Origin of the sequence: Sphingobium baderi (assembly GCF_001456115.1) — a bacterium.
GTDB classification, from domain to species: domain Bacteria; phylum Pseudomonadota; class Alphaproteobacteria; order Sphingomonadales; family Sphingomonadaceae; genus Sphingobium; species Sphingobium baderi_A.
In genome coordinates this window covers 1,009,988-1,026,749 of record NZ_CP013264.1, presented here as the reverse complement: position 1 = coordinate 1,026,749, position 16,762 = coordinate 1,009,988, and the positions used below count along the sequence as shown (strand labels likewise).

The following is a 16,762-nucleotide window of genomic DNA, read 5'->3' as shown; positions in this document are numbered from 1 at the left end:
TGTAGATTGATCGTCGACATGAACGGCACCGTTCCGCCGTGGATGTCACGCAGCGCCTTGCCCATAATCTTCGTCGCCTGCGCCAGCAGAAAGGCTGGTCGCAGGAAGAGTTTGCGTTCCGCGCGGATATTCATCGCACCTATGTCAGCGACCTGGAACGCGGCGCGCGCAATCCCACCATCACCGTTGTGGACAGGCTGGCGATGGCACTGGACGTAAAGCTGGGTGAATTGCTGGATTAATATCGAGCTGAGGCTACGTCCTGGCTGCGGACGCCACGCTAGAGACTGTCGTACCTGACGATATCCTGAAGGCGATGTCGGACGCCGGGTTGCACGCGTCAGCGACGGAGCCCAGATTCATTCTTCTACCGCCATTGATGAACCCATACCCTGGACCGAGATTTATCAAGACATTTTAGACAAATCCATGGGAACGGTCGATGAGCCGGGCATGTTCGCACACGATCTGACCTTCGGCTGCTATGACCAGACGATCCGGGTAGACCCTCAGGCTGACCGGCCGGTTCGCGAAGGAAGCAGGCACCGAATAGCGGTTGCGGTCGAAGGCGACGAGGCAGGTCGGCGACACGCGCTTTATTTGCTCGACAAAGCTATCGAAGGGCCGGCCCAGAGGCATCAGACAGGAAACTTCCTCGGCGTGCGCATCGGCCACGGTGCCGGGCAGGACGCCGTGCTGGATCCGCCCCATTGGGCTACGCATTGTTCTTCCAGCCAGGCGTTCAACTCAGCCAGATCGCGGAAGCTGGGCATCGGTTGCCACAACCGGCGCCGAGCGTCCTGGACGTTCTTCTCGACCTGTCCCTTCTCCCAACCAGAAGCCGGATTGCAGAAATCCGGCTCGAACAGATAGTGGCTGGCCATGGCGGCAAATCTTGCGTTGACCTGCCGCGCCTTCCCGGTCCCGATCTTGTCGACAGCGGTCCGCATATTGTCGAAGATGCCACGCTGCGGCACGCCGCCCAGCACCCGAAATGCCTGCGCCAGCGCGTCGAACAGCATCTCATGGGTCTGGAGCAGATAGGCCCGCACGATGAGGGCTCGGCTATGTGCCGGCTTGGTATGGGCAACCTGCAGCTTCGCAACCTTGCCGTCCAGCACGGCATAATCCTCGCTCCAGTCGAACTGGAACGCTTCGCCAGGCTGGAAAACCAAAGGCACGAACGTCCCGCGCCCGCTGGTCTGTTGTTCATACTGAAGCTCGGTCCGCCACCGCCGGGCGAAGGCGGCCACCCGGTTATCCGCTCCAGCACCTCTGACCCTGGCCAGGCTCAGCAAGCGGGCGCGTGACCATAGCTCCAGGATGCCGGTTGGCCGAGGCGCAGCCGCCATCCCCGCCCTCTCCCCTGCTTGCAGACCCTACCCATTTCGATTGAACCCACTCCGCTTCTCGGATAGCTTGATTGAAAATCCAGAAACTGGGCTAGCCTAGTTTCGGGACGGATCATGTCACCGGGAGTGCATGGTGGGAACAGAGAAGGCTGATCTTCGGTGGGGCGTCGAGCGACGGCTCGAATTCATCGAGTTCCGCCTGTTTTGGGAGGGGCATGTGAATCGGGGCGATCTGATGGATGCGTTCAGTGTGTCGGTGAACCAGGCGTCCACCGACCTGAACCGCTACATCGGCATGGCTCCGGACAACATGACCTACGACAAGAGCGCCCGGACCTACATCCGAGGCAGCAAGTTCGACCCACTGTTTCTGAAGCCGGACGCTAGCCGATACCTCTCTCAGCTTCGTTCTGTCGCCGATGGCATCCTCGACCGGGCTGATGCCTGGATCGGGCAATTTCCGTCCTACGACTCCGCGCCGACGCCCGTGCGGGGCGTCAACGCCAAGACCCTGCGTTCGGTGGTCGCCGCAATCCGCCGATCAGAAGCCATCGAGGTCAAGTATCAGTCGCTGTCCCAGCCGGAGCCGCGCTGGCGCTGGATTGCGCCACACGCGATCGGGTTCGACGGTTTCCGCTGGCACACAAGGGCCTTCTGTCTCACCGATCAGAGCTTCAAGGACTTCTTGCTCTCGCGGATCATCGAGACCTGCGGCACCAAGCCGAGCGAGCTCGGTGCCGATGACGACGCCGACTGGAACGAGCAGGTGACTTTGGAGATCGGACCGCACCCAGAGCTGTCCGAGACGCAGCAGAAAGTCATTGCTCTCGATTACGGGATGCGTAGCGGTCGGGCGAAGATCTCCGTGCGCAAGGCGCTTCTCCACTACGCGCTCAAGCGGCTCGGTCTGGACACAGACCCAGCTGCGCGGCAACCGCAGGACCAGCAGATCATCCTTCTGAACCGTCAAGCGGTCGTCGGGACGAGAAATGCTGCGGGCAGCCACCAGGAGCTTTCATGAGAGCTTTCGAATTTGATCACCACTTGATCAGCTCCTACGAGCGCTTCTCGCGCTCTTTCAGCAGCATTCGTTCAGAAGATCTTCGAGCCGCGATTGACGCACAATATGATGCCGGGCGGTTCTGGCCTGATGCTCTCCTCTCCTTGAATCCTAGGTATCTTTCAGGTCCCACCGTGGATGACCTGGTCGCCTCGGGTGACCTCGACGAGGGAGCTGGACGGGTCTTCCGGTTCGGCGAGAAACCTCTCCGATTTCATCGACATCAGGCGGAATCGATTGCCAAGGCGAAATCTGGAAAGAGCTTTGTCGTCACGACAGGGACCGGCTCCGGCAAATCGTTGTGCTTCTTCGTGCCGGTGGTCGACACCATCGTTCGTGCCTTGCGCGCCGGAAAACCGCGTACCACCCGGGCAATCATCGTCTATCCGATGAATGCTCTGGCGAACAGCCAGATGAAGGAAATCGAAAAATTCATCGGACAATCGGGTCTGCCGGACGCTCTGAAACCTGTCGTCAAGCGATACACGGGCCAGGAAAGCCACGAGGAGCGTCAACGGATCGCCGCCAACCCGCCCGACATCCTGCTCACCAACTACATGATGGCGGAACTCCTTCTGACCCGCCAAGACGACCTGGACGCCCAGGTGGTCAAAAACGCAACCGGCCTTGAGTTCATCATCCTAGACGAACTCCACACCTACAGAGGGCGCCAAGGCGCGGATGTGGCGGTGCTTGTTCGACGGCTACGAGACCGGTGCACCCCTGACAAAGCTCCGATCTGCATAGGCACGTCGGCGACGATGGCTTCGGAAGGAACCGAAGAAAGCCGAGCGGTTGCCGTGGCCAAAGTTGCAACCCGGCTTTTCGGCTCCGAGATCGGCCCGGACGCCGTTATCGATGAGTCTCTTCAGCGAGCTACTGACGACACCATCACTCTTGCGCATGCAATCGCCGGGCTGGCTGACGTGTTGAAACAGCCTATTCCGACGAACCTTGATGACGAACAGCTGAGGAAACATCCGCTTGCGGTATGGGCAGAACTCGCTCTCGGTCTCGATGACGGGCTAGAGCTAAAACGAAAGAAGCCTATTCCCTTCGAGGACGCCGTCAAACGGCTGGCCAACGACAGTGGGGTCGATCAGAAGCAGTGCCGGAAGCATCTCGAAGACTTCCTGACGCTTGTAAGCCTTCCCGAGGATCAGCGCGGTGGCACCGGCGATGGGGCATTTCTTGCCTTCAAGCTACACAGGTTCATCTCCGGCGCTGGTGAGATCTTCACCACTTTGACGGACAAGCCTCGGGCGGTTCTGTTCGAGGGCCAGCTCGAGGATCCAGATGCTCCGGGGAACCGGCTTTACCCGACACGCTTCTGCAGGAACTGCGGGCACGAATACCACGTCGTCACCAAGAACGAAGACGACGGTCACATCAGGTTTCTCCCCCGCAACATCGACGATACACCGCTGGAAGCCGAGGATGACGATGATGTGGCCGGGTATCTTTGTCCGACTCCGGATAATGATCCCGATTTCGCTTTCGACGGCGAATTGAGTGGCTATCCTGAGAGCTGGCTTGAAGAGCGCAACGGCATCGAGCGGCTTCGTTCGTATCGCAAGAAACGCGCGCCCATCTCCTATCTCGTGACGCCGGACGGCCGGCATGGTGCCGGGGGCAGAGAGTTCTGGTTCATACCCGGAAAGTTTGCATTCTGCCTCTGCTGCAAGGATGAGCCCAATCAGGGGATGCGTGAGCGCAGCAAGCTGGCAGGCCTGTCCGGCGAAGGGCGGAGCTCTGCGACAACGCTTCTGGTGTCCAGTGCTCTCGAGTGGATGAACAAGCCGACGAGCGGCGTTCCAAAGACGAAGCGCAAGCTGCTAGGGTTCACGGACAATCGGCAAGACGCGGCGCTTCAGTCGGGCCACTTCAACGACTTTCTGTTCGTGAGCCTTCTCCGTGGGGCCATTCTGCGGGCCATCATTGCGGCTGGGCCCGAGGGCCTAACCGAAGATGGGTTCGGTCTGAGCGTCGTTAAGGCGCTTGGCTTCACGTCTGCAAACAAGGATGCGCGCGCCCACTGGATGCTCGATCCAACGGCTGGCGCCGTCATTCGGGAAGACGCTCAGCGCGCACTCGCAAAAGTCCTGGCTCACCGCGTATGGACTGATCTCCGCCGGGGTTGGCGCTACACCAACCCCAGTCTCTCTGTCCTGAACCTCCTCGATGTTGAGTTCGTCGGCGTCACCGACATGGCTTTAGACCGGGGAAGGCTGATGACAGTTCTCCCCGAGCTCGGCGATCAAACGGAAGAGCAACGGGCCGCCCTGCTGAAGAGCGTGCTAGGCGCAATGCTTGAAGGGCTGGCCGTCAATACCGAGGCCCTCGATCTGACTGTCCTCGATGGTGTCGCACAGAAATCGCGTTCGCTGTTGCGCGCTCCGTGGGCGATTGATGCCAAGGAGAATCCACGTGGGCGATCGTCTCTTCTCTTGCGTGCACCTGGCAAGAATGCTGTGGGCCTTCGTGAGGAACAGACCCTCCTTCGCGCGGGCCACAATTCGCGCATCGCTCGGCTGATCAACAAAAAGAGCGTGCTGGGCACGAAGCTCGGGCGAGACGACTATCTTGAGTTTTTCTCGCGCTTGCTTGAGCTGTTCGCCGATGAGGGTCTGGTCGTTCCCGTTGAACTGGACGCCGACCTCGTGGGCTGGCGGCTGACACCTTCGGCCGTCCGCCTCGTTCCCGGGCCTGCGCTTTCAGACGAGAGCAAACGCGGAAACCGATACTTTCATGATCTATACGCGTCCATTGCTGACGACTTGGCATCTGGCCATAGCGCCTATTGGGGGCTGGAAGGTCGCGAGCACACCGCGCAGGTGTCTCAAAGGCAGCGGGAATGGCGCGAGTGGCGGTTCAGGTACGAAGACGACGACCTGGAGAACCTAAGCACCTCGGAGTATCGGACCGAAATCAAGGCGACCGGGGAATCCGACCAGTTCCTCCCGGCGCTGTTCTGCTCGCCGACCATGGAGCTTGGGGTCGACATCTCGGCTCTCAATGCTGTCTATCTAAGGAATGTCCCGCCGACGCCCGCCAACTACGCGCAGCGCGCTGGCCGCTCGGGCCGGTCCGGCCAGGCAGCGGTTGTGGTGACGTACTGTGCATCGGGCTCTCCACACGATCAGTACTTCTTCGAGCGCCGCAATGACATGGTGGCGGGTGTCGTGCGCCCGCCTGCGCTGGACATCACGAACGAAGAACTGGTGCGCTCGCACCTGCATGCGGTCTGGCTCGCTGAGAGCCGCCTAGCACTCTCGCCGGACATCCCGGACATCCTCGATCTTGGTGGCGACCGCTATCCGCTCAAGGAAGAGATCCTGACCAGCATTTCCAAGGCCGATCTCGTCTCCCGTGCGCGCGCACCCATGCAGCGGGTCCTCGAACAGATTCTGGCAGCTGATCAAGGGGCAATACCTGTCTGGATGGAGGACCCGGAAGAGTTCGTGCTTCATGTGGCAATGAACGCTCCGAAGGAATTCGATCGAGCGTTCGACCGCTGGCGCGAACTTTACAATTCTGCTCGCACCCAGCTGGCCGAAGCCAACGCCCGCTCGGAGATAACAGGTCTCTCGGCCGTCGACCGCCGCAAGATCAAGGCGGCGCAGATGCAGGCCAGCGACCAGATAGCGATCCTTGAGCAAGGGAAGGCTTCAAACGGTTCCGACTTCTACTCATACCGCTACCTCGCGACGGAAGGCTTCCTGCCTGGATACAATTTTCCTCGTCTGCCGCTCTACGCCTTTGTGCCCGGCGAGGGAAAAACCGGCTCCTTCCTCTCTCGCGCACGTTTTCTCGCAATCTCAGAGTTTGGGCCACGGAGCCTGATCTACCACGAAGGTCGCGCCTATCGGGTGATGAAGGCGAAGCTCCCTCCAGAGGTTCGCGAAGGCGATGGGTCGGAACTCGCGACCAAGGACATCTACATCTGTGCGAATTGCGGAGCTTGCCACGAGGGTGAGGTGGAGCGCTGCCATGGTTGCGATGCGCACATGGCCGGCGAAGTCCCAATCAAGCGCACGCTCCGCATCGACAACGTCGAGGCCGCGCCCACTGAGCGCATCACCGCGAACGATGAAGAGCGCGTGCGGCAAGGCTTCGACATCCAGACCGTATTCGCGTGGCCGAAGAAGGATGATCAGCTTCAGGTCACAAACGCTGAATTCAAGTGCGGCGAGACTTCACTGCTCGCGCTGCAATATGCCAATAGCGCCGAGATAAGCCGTCTGAACAAAGGCCTGAAGCGCCGAAAGGATCAGACGGTATTCGGCTTCAACATCGATCCCCGGACCGGCTACTGGGCGAAATCTGAAGATGAGGATACGGAGACCGACGCTCCACCCGACGTGATCAAGCCGGTTCGAATCGTGCCTATCGTTAGAGACCGCAAAAACGCGCTTCTGTTCCGCTTCAAGAAACCGGAAGACTACGACGCGAGCACGATTACCACCGTTCAGCATGCGCTTTTGCGGGGCATCGAGGTCGTCTACCAGCTTGAAGAAGGCGAGATACTGGGCGAGCCGCTTCCAGCCCGCGACAACCGCCGCGCCATCCTTGCTTACGAAGCAACGGAGGGCGGCGCCGGTGTTCTTACTCGCCTGATGGATAATCCGGAGGCGATCAGCGAAGTTGCGCGGACAGCTCTCGGGCTCATGCACTTCGAGAACATCGACTCCGCAGTCTCAAGCGGAGATGCTGACCTGTTGGCCGAAAAGGCAGACGAGGCCTGCGTCAGAGGCTGCTACCGCTGTCTGTTGTCATACTTCAACCAGCCGGATCACGAGCAGATCGACCGTAGCAGTAGTGAAGTCACCCAGCTTTTGGTTAATCTCGCTCGCGGCCGCACAGTGCTCGAAAAACGCTCTGCGCGCGATAGTACGTTGTCGCCGTGGCTGAAGGCTTTCGAAGAAGCCGGTCTCCCCGGCGTCGACACGATGGGCATTGGCTTTGCTGGGACGGAAGCTGAGTTCGTATGGCGGGGCCACTTTGTGGCTGCCACCACCCAGTCGATTTCTCCTGGTGTGGCCAGTGATGCGGCCAACAAGGGGTGGGAGCTATTGGAACTTCCAGCCTCGCCTGAAGCCGGCGTTCCACAGAAACTACTTGATCTCTTGAAGGGGTGAGATGGTGCTGAGTTTCTCACCTGGCGATCTGGTGCGCGCCCGTGGCCGCGAATGGGTAACTCTCCCAGCACCGCGCGAAGGCGTTCTTGCGCTTCGCCCGCTGTCAGGAAACGAGAACGACGTCGTCGTTCTGGCCCCCTCGCTAGAAATCTCATCGGTCGAAGCCGCGCGATTTGATCTGCCCGAGGATGCCCGGAGCACCGTCCAGGCGAAGGCAGCACTTCTGGCAGATGCCCTACGTCTCACACTTCGCCGCGGTGCCGGGCCATTCCGATCTGCCGCGCAACTCGCCTTCGAGCCGCGGACGTATCAGCTTGTTCCGTTGCTCATGGCACTAAGGCTCCAGGTGCCGCGACTGTTGATCGCGGACGATGTCGGTATCGGCAAGACGATAGAAGCGGGCCTAATCCTGCGGGAGTTTATGGACCGGGGCGAGGTCGACTCCTTCTCAGTTCTTTGCCCACCCCACTTGGTGGATCAGTGGATCATCGAGCTCAAGGATCGGTTCGGAGTTGACGCAGTACCCGTGACTTCCGGTAGCGCGGCACGCCTCGAACGCAATCTACCGCTCGCACAGACGCTCTTTGACGCCTATCCCTACACGGTCGTGAGCCTCGATTACATCAAGGCCGAGAAGCGTCGGGAGGGGTTCGCTCGTGCCTGTCCCGACTTCGTGATCGTTGATGAAGCCCATGCTTGTGTCGGCACCCACAAGGGCAAGCAGCAGCGATTTGAATTGCTTCAGGGACTCGCGAGGGACCCGGAGCGGCGGATCATCATGCTGACCGCCACGCCGCATTCAGGTGACGAAGAAGCATTTGCACGACTGCTATCACTGATCGACCAGGACTTCGGCACACTCGACTTCGACAGCGCGAGATACCGAGAGCGCCTTGCAAGGCATTTTGTACAGCGGCGTCGAGTGGACCTCGTCGAGGGGGATTGGCACGAGGACAGATCATTCCCGAAACACGAAACCACCGAACATGCGTACCGTCTATCGCCCGAGCACCTGGCATTCCAGGAAGCGGTCCTAGACTATTGCCTCTCGGTAGTCTCGAAGGCTGGGGAGCAGAAGAGGGATCAGCGCCTCGCATTCTGGGGCACCCTCGCTCTCATGCGCTGCGTCGGCTCATCGCCGGCTGCCGCGCTGAGTGCTTTGAGAAATCGTGCTGCCAACGAAGCAGACCGTCTCGAACCGCAGATCTATGACGAAGACGGCGACGACGAAGATGCCGTGGACATTGAGCCAAGTATGGCCTTCTCGGATGATCCCGCGCTCCGTGCTCTCATCGATCAGGCGAGCGGCCTCCTTGAAGCGAACGATCCCAAGCTTGATGCCCTCGTCAGTGCGCTCAAGCCTCTGATCAAGAGCGGTGCCAACCCGGTCGTTTTTTGTCGGTATCTGGCAACCGCCGATCACGTAAAGGCTGGGCTGCGAAAGGCTTTCCCAAAGCTCATAATCGAGTCCGTAACCGGAGAGTTGACCCCGGACGAGCGCCGCGATCGCGTTGCGGAGATGGCGCTGGAAGACAAGGAAGAAGGCGCCCAGAGGATTTTGGTTGCGACCGACTGCCTCTCCGAAGGCATCAACCTGCAGCAGCTTTTCGACACGGTTGTGCACTACGACCTCTCGTGGAACCCGACCCGGCATCAGCAGCGTGAAGGACGGGTTGACCGCTTCGGCCAGCCGGCCGAACTGGTTCGTTCAATCATGATGTTCTCGCCCGACAGTGCCATTGATGGTGCTGTCCTCGACGTGATCCTTCGCAAAGCCGAGGAAATCAGGAAGGCCACCGGGGTAACGGTTCCGCTGCCTGACGAGCGCGGGCCGGTCACACACGCCTTGATGTGCGCGATGATGCTCCGCCGTGGTGGGCACAAACAGCTCACTCTGGACCTTCGCCTGGAGGATGGCACGAAGGTGATGGAAGCGCGTTGGCGCGACGCCAGCGAAAATGAGAAGAAGTCCCGTGCGCGGTTCGCCCAAAATGCGATGAAGCCCTCCGAGGTGGCGCCGGAATGGGACAAGGTCAGGAGCCTGCTTGGCTCTCCGGAGGACACAAGGCTTTTCGTGGAGCGCGCGATGTCGCGGTTCGGGGTTCCGCTTGAGAAGAAGCGGAACGTCTACATTGCTCACGTCCACGCCCTTCAGCAGAGCCTGAAGGAGAAGCTCGAACAGCGGGGCCTAGAGAAATCGGTCAGACTTGCCGCAGCCGAGCCCGCTCCCTCTGGCACCTCTCTGTTGACGAGAACCCATCCGTTGACGGCGTCTCTTGCCGAGAGCCTTGTCGAGGCTTCGCTGGATCAGGAGGCGCTTCCGGATCTCGGCGTCGGCCGCGTCGGTGCGTGGCCGACAGCGGCCGTCTCGGCGATGACACGCGTCGCACTCCTACGCGTTCGTTACAAGCTCACGATCCACGGCCGAAAGGAGCAGCTCCTGCTGGCTGAAGAAGCTGCCCTGGTTGCTCTTCAAGGGAAAAGCATCGTGGCGACAGGCGAAGACGTCCGCGACATGCTCAGCACGCCGGCCACCGCTGACCTCGCAACGATCGCACGAGATCGGATGATCAATGCCGCAAAGGCGGAACTGCCCGACCTGCTCGCTGGGCCATTGGCGGCTTTCGTCGAGCAGCGGGCGGCGGAGCTCGTCGAGGACCATGCTCGTCTGCGTACCGCAGCCGGATCCATCTCGCGCGTCAGCGTCGAGGCGGTCCTCCCGCCCGACGTGATCGGCTTGTTCGTCCTTATGCCGGGCGAGATGTGATCATGGCGCGCAAATCGATCTCCGATATGTCCGCATGGCCCTCGCTCAGCCTCGAGGGCAACCTGATCGCGCCCGCGATGATCGCGAGGATCGATCAGCGTGATGCCCCGGAACAGGCGCCGGAGGACTACGCCGTCCGCAAGGGTCTCACGATCCGCGAGGAAATCTCGACGGCGTTCCGCGTCGGGCAATCACATATTGATGCCTTCGCGAAACTCGACGCGCCGTCGCAGGACGCCACCCGCCGTTTCGTAGCGGGCTTCTTCAAGGAGACCTTCGGCTTTCATGACCTGACTCCTGCCGCCGCGCCGCTCGCCATGATCGCGAGCGGCCGGGTCGCCATGGTCGTGGTCCCGCCGAGCGAGACGCTGGACCGCCGCAGCCCGACCCTGTCCGTCGACCGCTCCCGCTCGCCCGCTTTCGCCCTTCAGGACTACCTCAACGACTCCGAGGAAGCGCTGTGGGGCATCGTCACCAATGGTATCCACCTTCGGCTCATGCGGGACAACGCGTCCCTGACGCGCCCGGCGTACATCGAAGCCGATCTCGCCCAGATCTTCTCGACCGAGGACATCGCATCCTTCGCCGCACTCTGGCTGCTGATCCACCGGTCCCGTTTCGGCACCGCAGGCACCCCGGCCACCGATTGCCCCCTCGAACGCTGGCGCGAGTCCGGCACGCGCGAGGGCGAGGCCGCCCGCGAGCGCCTAGCAGCCCAGGTCCAGATTGCTCTCAAGGTTCTGGGCTCGGGCTTCCTCGAGGCCAACCCCGGCCTCGCCGCCAAGCTGAAATCCGGCGAGGTGAACCTCACCGCCTGGTTCAACGAGCTCCTCCGCCTCGTCTACCGGCTGATCTTCCTGATGGTCGCCGAGGACCGGAACCTCCTTCATCCCACGAAGTCAAAGACCGACGCACGCGCGCTTTACGCGCAGGGCTATAGCCTCGCCGCCCTGCGCAAGCAGTGCTACCGCGCCGCCACCTGGGACAAGCATCACGACCGCTACGAGGGCATCAAGATCGTCTTCCGCGCGCTCGCCCATGGGCAGGAGGCGCTTGCGCTGCCGGCGCTCGGCGGCCTCTTCGCCGAAGACAGGCTGCCCCACCTCGAAACCGCCCGCCTGCGCAACCGGGCCTTCATGGAGGCGCTCTATCGCCTCTCCTGGCTTGCCGATAGAACCGGCATGGTCCCCGTCAACTGGCGTGCGATGGAAACCGAGGAACTGGGCTCGGTCTACGAGTCCCTCCTCGAACTCCAGCCGCAGCTGGGCGATGATGGCAAGACGCTCGTATTCGCGTCCGAGGCAGCTGAGCAGAAGGGCAACCAGCGTAAGACCACTGGGTCCTACTACACGCCCGACAGCCTGGTTCAGGCGCTACTCGATACCGCACTCGATCCCGTGCTCGACAAGACCGAGGCCGAGGCGGACGATCCCGCCAAGGCGCTGCTGAAGCTTTCGGTCATCGACCCTGCCTGCGGCTCTGGCCACTTCCTGTTGGCCGCCGCCCGTCGCATCGCCACGCGGCTCGCACGCATCCGGGCCGAGGGCACGCCTTCGATGGACGACTTCCGCCATGCCCTGCGCGATGTAGCGCGCTGCTGCATCCACGGGGTGGACCGCAACCCGATGGCGGTGGAGCTGACCAAGGTCGCGCTCTGGATCGAGACGGTCGACCCCGGACTACCGCTGGGCTTCTTCGACGCGCAGATCCGCTGCGGCGACGCACTGCTCGGCGTCTTCGACCTGAAGGTGCTGGAGGAGGGCATTCCTGATGCCGCGTACAAACCGCTGACGGGCGACGACAAGGACATCGCCAGCATCTACAAGAAGATAAACGCTGCGGCAAAAACCGGCCAAGGCGGTTTCGATTTTAGCACCGGCCTCAACGAACTGCCCGAGACCAAGCCGTTCGCGGTCGACTTCTCTGGCTTCCGTGAGCTGCCCGAAGACACACTGGAGGAAATCGGCACTAAAGCCGCACGCTTCAAGGAACTTCGCAAAAAGCAGGACTTCGTCCGCGCAAAGGCCGCCTGCGACCTTTTTATCGCAGCGTTCCTGCTGCCCAAGACTGGCCACGCTCCAACAGGCCCGTCAGAGCGAACCGTCCCGACAACCGAAGAAATCTGGATGGCGCTCAATCAGGGCAAGATCCGGAACGCGATGGTTGATGCGCCCAAGGTCGCGCGCGAGGCGCGCGCCTTCCATTGGCCGCTTGAGTTTCCGGATATCATGCAGCGGGGCGGCTTCGACGTTGTGCTTGGCAATCCGCCGTGGGAGCGTGTCAAACTTCAGGAACAGGAGTTTTTCGCGCTTCGGGATGCCGAAATTGCAACGGCGAAGAATGCCGCCGCGCGCAAGAAGCTGATCGAACGGCTGGACGAAACCAACCCGCGCCTGGCTAGAGAATGGCAGGACGCGCTGAGAACCGCCGCGACCGAAAGCCATTTCATGCGCGAGTCCGGGCGCTTCCCGCGAGGCGGCGTCGGAGACGTCAACACCTACGCCGTGTTCACCGATCTTGCTTGGCAGGCCCTCCATCCCACGGGGCGAGCTGGCCTGATCATTCCGAATGGTCTGGTGGTCGGCTTCACCTACCGAGAGTTCCTGCGCCAGCTCTTGTCGGAGAAATCTCTGGTCTCGTTCTACGGCTTCGAGAACGAAGACAAGATCTTCAAGGATGTGCACAACGAAACGAAGTTCGGGCTGCTCACCATCGGCGGCACTCAGGTCAAGATCGAGCAGCCGTGGTTCACGGCACATATCAGGCAGCCTGCAGAAATTGCCGATCCCGCAAAGCGGTACGCGCTCACCGTCGATGAAATCAGGGCCATCAACCCGAACACCCTAAACCTTCCCGCCTTTCGGTGGTCGAGAGACGCGAAAGTCACGGCTGCCATCCACACGGCTGCGCCGATTCTAGTCGAGAAGCAAGACAGCACGGTTCTCCGAAACGATTGGAATGTCCGGTTCAGGCGAATGTTCGATATGGCAAATGACTCTGGCCACTTCATAGACCATGAGGCGGTTGCACCACTAATTGAAGAACGTCGGGGCGCGCTCGCGGTGCTTCGTGACGGTCGACAGGTCTACCCTCTTTATGAGGGCAAGATGTTCTGGCACTTCGACCACCGGTACGGCACCTATGAAAATCAGACCGAGAAGCAGGCCAACAAGGGCGTTCTTCCTAGGGTCTCAGATGAAAAGCACAACTCAGCGAAATATCGAATTCAGCCTCGTTACTGGGTAGATGCTCAACTGGCCAAGGAGACGCTTGGCGAGGACGCTGGAAGGCCTTGGTTATTCTCGTGGAGAGACGTAGGCCCGTCAGAACGGACATTCATTGGTACGATCCTGCCGCTAACAGCAATGGGGCACGCTTCCCCCTATTTGACAACCGATACCTCTGCCAAAGACGCACTGGCGCTCTCTGCCACTCTCTCAAGCTTGGTGGTCGACTACGCGGTTCGTCAGAAATCCAGCAGAATGACATTTTTTATTGTTGAACAGTTGCCAATGCTTGAGCGCGCCAAGCTTGAGGGGGCACCTGCATGGCTTGGGGAGGAGGTTCGTGCTTGGTTGAACAATCGCGCAATCGAGCTCTTCTACACGAATTGGGAACTCCAAAGCCTCGCAAAAAGTATTGGAAGGGAAACACCTCCATTCAGATGGAATCCATCGCGCCGTCAAATCCTCCAGGCAGAAATCGATGCGGCAGTCTTGCACCTCTATGGTTTGGATAGGGAGCAATCCGACTGGGTCCTGAACTCGTTCACCGTCCTCCGAAAATATGAAGAGCGCGACCATGGCGAGTTCCGCACCAAGCGGCTGGTTCTGACCGCCTACGACGCGATGGCGAAGGCGAAGGCATCAGGTATGGCGTACCAGACGCCTTTGTCCCCGCCGCCCGCTGACATCAGCCTTTGTCATGGTGCGGAGGATTTCGACGTCGCTCCATTGCGGCAACGCATCCAGCTTCCGCCGCTCGAGCAAATTTCCGACGCTGCCTGGGCTCGCGCGGTGCCGTCTCCGCAGCACGATCCGTCGGCGGCACTGGCGGCGATTTTGAAGTCGTTGGATGGTCCAACACCAATCCGCACCGTCCGTCTGACCGCGGCGATCATGCTTGAGCCCTACCTTTTTACACCGCTTCTTCCGCCTCAGGATCAAGCCCAATGGCGGCGGCTGGTGGGCCAGGAGGCAGAGCCTCGCTCCGGGAATGTCGTCGGCTTCGCCGCCCGGACCACGCCGGGGTGGAATGCCGCCATCACAAACCATCGTGGCAACGGTCGACTGATCGAGGACCTTGCAGAGGGAACCTGGGCGCCAGGCACAGGTCTGGATGCCTTTGACACGGCGGGCTGGCCAGAAGGGCGCGCCGGGTTTGTCATCAACGCGCTGCGAAACCTGGACATCGACGCAACCATGAAGGCTGCTCCCGGCGAGATCTGGGACTGGATCGCAAATGTCGCAGCAGGATGATCTCTTTCCGGTTCAGCCACTGAACGTTGAGGTTCCGAAAAACCTCACGGAGCCGAGGCTTTGGGTGCGACGGCTGAAAATCTGGAAAGAACCGGGCGGCGAGATCATTCGAGACATCGAGTTGCGGCCCGGGCTAAACATCATCTGGTCGCCTGACGGAGATGACGATCCGGAAGGGGGCGGACGTGCAATCGGCCATGGCAGCGGGAAGACGCTGTTCTGCCGTTTGCTGCGGTATTGCCTCGGTGAGTCCCGCTTCGCCGATGAGGTCCAGCGCGATGCCATCTCCACGACATTTCTGAACGGCGTCGTCGGTGCTGAAGTGATGCTTGACGGAGTGTGCTGGGCGGTAACGAGGCCGCTCGGCATTGCCCGCAAGCACTTCGCTATTGTGAACGGCAACCTCGATATTGTTGCGAAGATGGAGGGAACGGCGACCGGCATAGAGCCGCTCATCGACGCCATCGAGGCCACGATCCTTGGCGAAGGGACCTCCCAGTTGGCGCGACTTTCGGTTGGTCAGCGGGCCTGGCCGGTTGCTCTCGCGTGGGCGGCGCGCGATCAGGAATGCCGTTTTGACGACGTCCTCGACTGGCGCTCGTCGGCATCAGGATCGGATACGCCACAACCCGGAAGTGGTGACGCCAAGGGGCCTCGTTTGCTTGCGATGCGGGCGTTTCTGAACGCTATTACGGAAGAAGAGCAAGCCGCACGGCGCCAGGAACAGGACCTTGCAAGCCAACTCGATCAAGCAAAACGGCAAAGGTCTTTTCTCGAATGGGATCAAGGGCGGCGCCTGGCACGCCTCGTTCGCGATCTCGGTCTTGGCGATGCAGCATTGCCGGACACGCCTCTTCTTCTGGAGACCCTGAAGTCGGTCGCGGAGGAGAAACTCGCAGCGGCGGCAAAACTTCCATCAGGAGTTAGCGCCGAACTCGATGGAGCGAGGCGTACCTCTCAAAATGCGCGCATTGCATTGCGCGACACTGAGCTGAAGGCCGCTGAACTCGATGCGAAGTTGCCTCTCGAAGAAAAGCTACTCACGCAGATGAGCAGTGAAATTCCGGGGCTTTCGGCAGCCGCTCAATCTGCGGCTAGTCCGGTCTGTCCCATCTGCGAGGTGCCAATCGACACAGCGCTGGCGGATGGCTGCAATCTGTCCCACAAACTGCCTGATCAAGCCCAGTGTCGCGCGCGATGGGATGCGAAACGTCAGGAAATTGAGGCCCAGCGACAAACGATAGCTAGCATTAAGGCTGAAATTTCTGCCCTAAAGCCCAAAATCGCTCTGGCCAGCCAGAAGGCGCAGCAAGCGGAAGAGCGCGTGGATCGCCTTGAGAAGGCTACTGACGCTCGAAGCACAAGCTGGCGCACAGCTACCCGAAATGTTGAAGATGTTCAGCGTTCCACAGAACTTGTCGATGAGCTGGCACGCGCCGAATCCGCGATCACAAAACTGGAAGAAAACTTGCAACGCGTCCGCGAACAACTTCGGGGGTTCGAGGATAAACAGGCAAAGGCTATCGGTGCTATATCGCAGAAATTTTCAGCGGTCATTCAGCGCCTGCTCGGTGAGGACGCTAAGGGTATCGTGCGTCTGACCGGCAAAGGTCTTGAGATTGGTGTTGAGGCCGGGGGCGACAGGCGAACAGCGGCCATTCAGTCTTTGAAAGTGCTCGCCTTCGATCTGGCTTGTCTTTGCCTGAGTATTGAAGGCCGAACGCGCATCCCCGCGTTTCTGATCCACGATAGTCCGCGCGAGGCCGATTTGGGGCAAACGATCTATGATGAGCATTTCCGGCTTTTGCGGGCACTCGAAGAAGAGTTGGCGGGTGGTACTTTTCAGTATTTGATCACAACGACGACAAGGCCGCCGCAGGATATCAACAAAGAGCCTTGGCGGCGTGCGGTTTTGCGCGGCGCGCCTGGCCGCGAGCGGTTGTTGGGCTGCGACCTATGAGGATCAA

6 protein-coding genes and 1 pseudogene are annotated in these 16,762 nt (G+C 60.6%); 6 read left to right on the top strand and 1 reads right to left on the bottom strand.

Translation table 11 applies throughout. The annotated features are described in order from the left end of the window. Nucleotides 1-38: 38 nt before the first annotated feature. Nucleotides 39-242: a helix-turn-helix domain-containing protein gene (locus ATN00_RS05145; RefSeq protein WP_062062908.1), complete on the top strand. Its 204-nt coding sequence runs from the start codon at nt 39-41 to the stop codon at nt 240-242. 187 nt (nt 243-429) lie between these two features. On the opposite strand, the pseudogene istA reads toward ATN00_RS05145, so the two are convergent. Continuing rightward, nucleotides 430-1,268, bottom strand: a pseudogene (gene istA, locus ATN00_RS05140) (IS21 family transposase); the annotation flags it as partial. 214 nt (nt 1,269-1,482) lie between these two features. On the opposite strand from istA, the gene ATN00_RS05135 reads away from it, so the two are divergent. From ATN00_RS05135 to ATN00_RS05115, 5 genes are read left to right on the top strand one after another with little or no spacing between them, the layout of a single operon-like run. Next, nucleotides 1,483-2,373 (top strand): BrxR family helix-turn-helix transcriptional regulator, encoded by an 891-nt coding sequence (locus tag ATN00_RS05135; RefSeq protein ID WP_062062905.1) that lies wholly within the window; start codon nt 1,483-1,485, stop codon nt 2,371-2,373. Then, nucleotides 2,370-7,550, top strand: coding sequence for a DEAD/DEAH box helicase (locus tag ATN00_RS05130; RefSeq protein WP_062062903.1), 5,181 nt, complete (start codon nt 2,370-2,372; stop codon nt 7,548-7,550). The genes ATN00_RS05135 and ATN00_RS05130 overlap by 4 nt, the downstream gene beginning before the upstream one ends. A 1-nt stretch (nt 7,551) precedes the next feature. Then, the gene (locus ATN00_RS05125) at nt 7,552-10,317 is read left to right on the top strand and encodes a DEAD/DEAH box helicase (protein ID WP_062062902.1); all 2,766 of its coding nucleotides are present in this window, start codon (nt 7,552-7,554) and stop codon (nt 10,315-10,317) included. Between the two features lie 2 nt (nt 10,318-10,319). Further along, the gene (locus ATN00_RS05120) at nt 10,320-14,795 is read left to right on the top strand and encodes an Eco57I restriction-modification methylase domain-containing protein (RefSeq protein WP_062062899.1); all 4,476 of its coding nucleotides are present in this window, start codon (nt 10,320-10,322) and stop codon (nt 14,793-14,795) included. Further along, the gene (locus ATN00_RS05115) at nt 14,779-16,755 is read left to right on the top strand and encodes a hypothetical protein (RefSeq protein ID WP_062062896.1); all 1,977 of its coding nucleotides are present in this window, start codon (nt 14,779-14,781) and stop codon (nt 16,753-16,755) included. Before ATN00_RS05120 ends, ATN00_RS05115 begins: the two co-directional genes overlap by 17 nt. The last annotated feature ends 7 nt before the right edge of the window (nt 16,756-16,762 follow it).